Source organism: Curtobacterium sp. MMLR14_002 (assembly GCF_001864975.1).
In the GTDB taxonomy this organism is placed as follows: Bacteria; Actinomycetota; Actinomycetes; order Actinomycetales; family Microbacteriaceae; genus Curtobacterium; species Curtobacterium flaccumfaciens.
In genome coordinates, this window is sequence record NZ_MJGT01000062.1 from 47,352 (window position 1) to 53,479 (window position 6,128).

3 protein-coding genes, 1 tRNA gene and 1 rRNA gene are annotated in these 6,128 nt (G+C 72.1%); all 5 read right to left on the reverse strand.

What is annotated here, in order from left to right; all coding sequences use genetic code 11:
- Window positions 1-29 precede the first annotated feature (29 nt).
- Window positions 30-2,795 (reverse strand): AMP-binding protein, encoded by a 2,766-nt coding sequence (locus BIU91_RS12355; protein WP_171907830.1) that lies wholly within the window; start codon window positions 2,793-2,795, stop codon window positions 30-32.
- A 380-nt stretch (window positions 2,796-3,175) separates the two neighbouring features.
- A tRNA-Gln gene (locus BIU91_RS12360) sits at window positions 3,176-3,247 on the reverse strand.
- A 45-nt stretch (window positions 3,248-3,292) separates the two neighbouring features.
- Window positions 3,293-4,333 (reverse strand): NAD(P)/FAD-dependent oxidoreductase, encoded by a 1,041-nt coding sequence (locus tag BIU91_RS12365; protein ID WP_071405693.1) that lies wholly within the window; start codon window positions 4,331-4,333, stop codon window positions 3,293-3,295.
- A gap of 6 nt (window positions 4,334-4,339) precedes the next feature.
- Window positions 4,340-5,827 (reverse strand): glutamate--tRNA ligase, encoded by a 1,488-nt coding sequence (gltX, locus tag BIU91_RS12370; RefSeq protein ID WP_071405694.1) that lies wholly within the window; start codon window positions 5,825-5,827, stop codon window positions 4,340-4,342.
- Window positions 5,828-5,941: 114 nt separating this feature from the next.
- Window positions 5,942-6,058 (reverse strand): 5S ribosomal RNA (rrf, locus tag BIU91_RS12375).
- Between the last annotated feature and the right edge of the window lie 70 nt (window positions 6,059-6,128).

The window sequence follows — 6,128 nt, forward strand, 5'->3', positions numbered from 1 at the left end:
CGCGCCTCCCGTCCGCTCGTGGGCCGGTCTCAGACCTGCGGCACGTCCGCCGTCTCGAAGGCGGCCCGCAGCGCGACCGCGAGCTCGGCGACGTGCGGTTCCCGCAGCAGCGACGTGTGCTCGCTCGCGATCCGCACCATCTCGGTGGGCCCGCGCAGCAGGGCGGACCACCCGGCGGCGTCGGGGTTGGCGTCGGCGAGGACGTAGGTGGCGCGCCCGTGGAACGGCGTCGGGTGGTGGCGCCTGGTGACGATCTCGGCCTGGTCGAAGAAGGCGTCGAAGTCCTTCTGCCCACCGTGCCGCAGCACGCCGGCGGTGTACGCCCGGAGCCGCTTCGCGAACAGCGCCCCGTACGGCACACCCGCGGGCAGGACCCGCCTGACGGCGCGGTCGAGCCCCCGCTGCACGGCGCGGACGGCGGAGTACGGCTGGTCGCGCGGCTCCATCCGGCCGAAGTGCAGGCGGGCCTGTTCGGACTTCGTTCGGGGCAGGTAGGTGTCGAGCAGGACGACGTGTTCCACCTGCTCGCCGCTCTCGGTCAGGAGCCGGGCGATCTCGAGCGCGACGAGTCCGCCGAGCGAGTGCCCGACGAGCAGGTACGGGCCGCGGGGCTGCACGATGCGCATCAGCGCGAGGTAGCGGCGGGCGCTCCGCTCGATGTTCCAGTCCGGCATCCCACGGCGCTCGAGGGCGTGCTGCTGGAACGCGTACAGGTCGTGCGCGGGCAGGTGCCGCGAGAGCGGCAGGAACGTCAGCGCCAGGGCACCGCCACCGGCGAAGCAGAACACCGGCGGACGGCCGCCCTCGCGTGCCTCGGACACCTTCACGACGTCGGGGTGGCTCGGCAGCGCGCTCGTGCCGCTCCGCACCCGTCGGGCGAAGGCGCGGAGCGTCGGGTGCTCGAGCACGTCCGAGGAGCGCAGGTCGACCCCGAGCCGGTCCTGCACGACGGCGAGCATCTCCTCGGCGGACAGCGAGTCGCCGCCGAGCGCGGAGAAGTCCTCGTCGAGGTGCACGCCCCGCAGGCCGAGCACCTCGGCCCAGATCTGCCCCACGACGAGCTCCCACTGGTCGTACTCGCCCTCGACCATCTCGGTCTCGACGCTCGGCGCCCCGGGGAGTTCGGCCCGGTCGACCTTGCCGCGCTCGTTCCGCGGCAGTTCGGTCATCGGCACGATCGACGCCGGCACCATGTACTCGGGCAGCCGCTCACGGAGGGCCCGTCGGAGCGCACCCGGTGCCGGGGTGCGGTGCCCCGGGCGACCGACCACGTAGGCGACGAGCCGGGTGACGGAACCGGGGTCGACCTGTGCCGTCACGACCGCGTCGTGCACCTCGGGGACCGCGCGGAGCGCCGCCTCGACCTCACTCGGCTCGACCAGGTAGCCACGGACCTTCACGGCGTCGTCGGATCGGCCGAGCAGCACGAGCCGCCCGTCGGGGTCGACGCGTGCCAGGTCGCCCTGCCGCCAGCTCGGGGTCCCGACGGGGATGCCGGCGACGGCCTCGGCCTCGCCGGTGTGTCCCGCCCGTTCGGCGGTCTTCTCCGGCGCACCCCAGTAGCCCGCGGTCAGGGCGTCGGAGACCACGACGAGCTCACCGGTCTCCCCCGGGTCGGCAGGGCTGCCGTCCTCTCGGAGCACGAGGACCGTCTTGCCGGGCAGCGGCCACCCGGCGGGCACGACGCCCGCGGGCACCGGCTCGCCCGGTGCCACCGGGCAGTACGCGACGCACGCGGTCTCGCTCGAGCCGAAGGCGTTCAGGAGCAGCGTGTCCGGGTCCAGGTGGGGTCGAGCAGCGGCGAGGTCGGCGCCGGTGACGGACTCGCCCGTGGTCATCAGGAAGCGCAGCCCGCCGAGCACCGGTGCGGTCCCGGCTGCGGTCCCGTGCGACCCGGGGGCGTTCTGCGACCCGACGATCGACCGCAGCAGGTGCGGGGTGCAGACGAGCACGTTCACGTCGTCGTCCCGGAACCGTCCGAGCAGCCGCTCGACACCGAGTTCACGCGGCTCGAGCAGCACGATGGTGCCGCCGCAGAGCAACGTGTCGAACGAGAACAGGAGCCCGGCCGCGAACGACAGCGGCAGGACGACACCGAGCCGGTCGCCCGGGCCGAGGCCGAGTGCGACCGCGTCCTGCTCGGCGTCGGCGATCTGCTGCCGGTGCGTCAGGACGACGCCCTTTGGCATGCCGGTCGAGCCGGAGGTGAAGACGATGGCGAAGGGGTCCCGCCCGCCGGGGCGCACGCCGACGGTGTCCGCCGACGGGGCCGCGCCCGGTTCGCCCGCGTCCAGCAGTTCGCCGAGTGCGTGCACCCGGCCGTCCCGTTCCGCGACGACGTCGGCGGCCAGCGCTGCACGCTCGGTGTCGGCGACGATCTCGTCGACGCCGGCGAGCCGGGCCACGTGTGCCAGCCGTGCTGCGGGCAGGTGGTCGTCGAGCACCACCACGGTCCGTCCGGCACGCACCAGCGCGAGGATGCTGATCACGGCCTCGGTCGACTGCCCGGCCATCAGCCCGACCGGCTTCGATGCCCCGCCCGGGGTGTCGCCGACACCGGCGCCGCTGTGGTCGTCGGGTCGGAGCGTCACGGCCAGGGCTGCGGCCAGCGCGCGCGAGGCCCGGTCCGCTTCGGCGTAGGTGTACGGACGGCCGTCCCCCGCCAGCGCGGCGGCGTCGCCCCGGAGTGCCACCACGCGGTCCCAGCGGTCCAGCACGGAGTGGTCGGCCGCCGCGGGCACGGCTGCGGGGTGGTTCCAGGGATCGACGGTCGTCAGCGGGTCGACGGAGGTCACGATGACACCTCGGGTGCTCAGCAGCGGACCGCCACGACTCCCGCGACGGTCCTCCGACCGTAGGTCCGCGTTCCCCCGGCCCGCGAGCAGGCGTCGGCCCGGTGCGGGGAACCGCAACCGGCCTGGAGGCGCGGCCTGCGCCCGCCACGGACGGTACGACTCCGGAACGACCGGTCCACCGCCGTGGGCGCCGTCCGCACGGCGGCTCGCCCGGCTCGGGGATCGTGCGGTTCCGCGCAACCTACGGATCAGCCGTGGCGCGACCGTGGATGCGCCGTGCATCGCCGATGAGGACGCTCGGAACGAGAAGGTCCCGGCAACGAGAAGGTCCCGGCAACGAGAACAGCCCCCGGGATGTCCCGGGGGCTGTTCGTCGAGTGCTGGGGTACCTGGACTCGAACCAAGAACGACGGTACCAGAAACCGCTGTGTTGCCAATTACACCATACCCCAAAAGGCCTGTCGGCCTTCTGGCCCGGTCACCCGGGGCACGATCAACTACTGTACAGCATCCCGGAGGTCCGCAAGACCACCCACCAGGTCTCGGTGCACGGCGGCGGCGGTCGCGGCTCCGTGTCCGGCGGCGACGATGAGCTGCTCCGGCCCGGGAGGCGTGACGTCTCCCACGGCGTAGAGCCCGGGGACGGACGTCCGGCCCACCCGGTCGACCACGAGGAGTCCCTGCGTGTCGCGCTGGAGCCCGTCGAGCGCTCCGGGCGTGTCGCCGTTCGCGGCCGTGTTCCCGCCCGTTGCGCTCGTGGCACTCGGACTCGTGGTGGCGCCGGTGCGCAGCCAGTCGAGGTCGGCGTGCCACACCGGTCGGACGAACCCACCGGTCCGCGGCTCGACGTGGCCGTCGGCGAGCCGGACACCGGTCATCCCGGAGCGATCGCCCTCGAGGTCCTCGACGACCCGCTCGTCCACGACGATCCCCGCCGACGCCAGCCGAGCGCGGCCGGCGTCGTCGAGCGGCGCCACCCCGTTCGTGTAGACGATCAGGTCGTCGGTCCACGCGGCGATGAGCAGTGCGCGGTCGACGACGTCGTCGGTCTCGCAGATGAACGCGAGCGGCTGCCCGGCCTTGTCGTACGCATCACACTCGACGCAGCTGTGCACCGCGGTGCCGTAGAACGCGCGGAGCATCGGCAGCGCCGGGAACTCCTCGCGCAACCCCGTCGCCACGACGACCGTCCGGGCCCGGGCCTCGAGCTCGGTGCCGCGCCACGAGCCGTGCACCCGCCAGGTGTCCGTGTCGAGGTCCGGGGCCACCAGGTCGACGACGGACTGCACGACCGTCGCTTCCGGGTACCCCTCGACCTCGGTCCGCCCGAGCTTGCGGAGTTCGAGCGGCGAGATGCCGTCCCGCGTCAGGAACCCGTGCGACCGCAGCGTCGCGGCGTTCCGGGGGCGGTTGGCATCGACGAGCAGCACGGTGCGCTTCGCCCGGACCAGGTTGAGCGCAGCGCTCAGCCCGGCCGGCCCGGCGCCGATGACCGCGACGTCGTGCACGACCTGGTCGGCGTGCTCCGTGCTGCTCACGGTCGGTCAGCGCGCCGCGAGGGCGCGGAGCCGGGTCAGGGTGGACTCCTTGCCCAGGATCTCCATCGACTCGAACAGCGGCGGACTGATCCGGCGTCCGGACACCGCCACGCGCAGCGGGCCGAACGCGACGCGGGGCTTCAGACCGAGCTCGTCGATGAGGGCCGCACGGAGCGCACCCTCGATGGCCTCGGTGGTCCAGTCCTGGACGCCCTCGAGCGCGGCGGTGCTCGCGGTCAGGACCGTCGCCGTGTCGCCCTTGAGCGAGGCCAGGGCGTCGTCCTCGACCACCAGGTCGGCGTCGGAGGTGAACAGGAACCCGAGCATCGCCGGCGCCTCGCCGAGCAGCTGCATGCGCTCCTGCACGAGCGGAGCCGCCTTGGTCAGGACCTCGAGCTGCTCCGGGGTCGCCGGGTCGCTGATGAACTCCGACAGGTACGGCAGCAGACGCGACCGGAAGTCCTCGGGAGCGAGCAGACGGATGTGGTCCCCGTTGATCGCCTCGGCCTTCTTGTGGTCGAAGCGGGCCGGGTTCGGGTTCACGTCGGTGACGTCGAACGCCGCGACCATCTCGTCAATCGAGAACACGTCGCGGTCGGGCCCGATCGACCAGCCGAGGAGCGCCAGGTAGTTGACGAGCCCCTCCGGGATCATGCCGGCGGCGCGGTGGTGGAACAGGTTCGACTCGGGGTCACGCTTCGACAGCTTCTTGTTGCCCTCCCCCATCACGTACGGCAGGTGTCCGAACACGGGGATGGAGGGCGCGAGGCCGATCTCGTACAGCGCCTCGTACAGGGCGATCTGCCGCGGGGTCGACGACAGCAGGTCCTCGCCCCGGAGCACGTGCGTGATGCCCATCAGGGCGTCGTCGACCGGGTTCGTGAACGTGTACAGCGGCTTGCCGTTCGGGCGGACCACCACGAAGTCGGGGAACGTGCCCTGCTTGAAGGTGATCTCCCCACGCACCAGGTCGTCGAAGCTCAGGTCACGGTCGGGGACACGCAGGCGGAGCGCCGGCTCGCGGCCCTCGTCGCGGAACGCCTGGCGCTCGGCATCGGTCAGGTCACGCTCGTGGTTGTCGTAGCCCTGCTTGGGGTCACGACCGGCCGCCTTGTTGCGGGCTTCCATCTCGTCCGGCGTGACGAAGGACTCGTAGATGTGACCCGACTCCTTGAGCTTCGCGATCACGTCGTCGTAGATCGCGGTGCGCTCGGACTGCCGGTACGGTCCGTGCTCGCCGCCGGCGTCCACCCCCTCGTCCCAGTCGAGCCGGAGCCAGCGGAGCGCGTCGAGGATCTGCGCGTACGACTCCTCGCTGTCGCGGGCGGCGTCGGTGTCCTCGATGCGGAACACGAGCTTGCCGCCGGTGTGGCGGGCGTAGGCCCAGTTGAAGAGCGCGGTGCGGATGAGCCCCACGTGCGGGGTCCCCGTCGGGCTCGGGCAGAAGCGGACGCGGATGTCGGAGCCGGAGGCAGTGGTGAATGGCGCAGTCATGACCCGACAACCCTACCGCGGAGCCTGTCCCTCCCACCTGTCCTGTGGACGGGCCGCAAACGCAGAAAACCCCTGACCACGAATGGTCAGGGGTTCCTGGTTCTTCTACGTTAAGTCCGGCGGCGTCCTACTCTCCCACAAGGTCCCCCTTGCAGTACCATCGGCGCTGAGAGGCTTAGCTTCCGGGTTCGGAATGTGACCGGGCGTTTCCCTCTCGCTATGACCACCGGAACACCCTCGACCATGATCTGGTCTCAAAGCTGTTCCGACTGCTGCCCTCGGTGAAGAGGGCAGAGCGGTG

Coding starts and splice junctions, on each gene's coding strand:
- gltX (WP_071405694.1), bottom strand. CDS start 5,827: ATGACTGCGCCATTCACCACTGCCTCCGGCTCCGACATCCGCGTCCGC.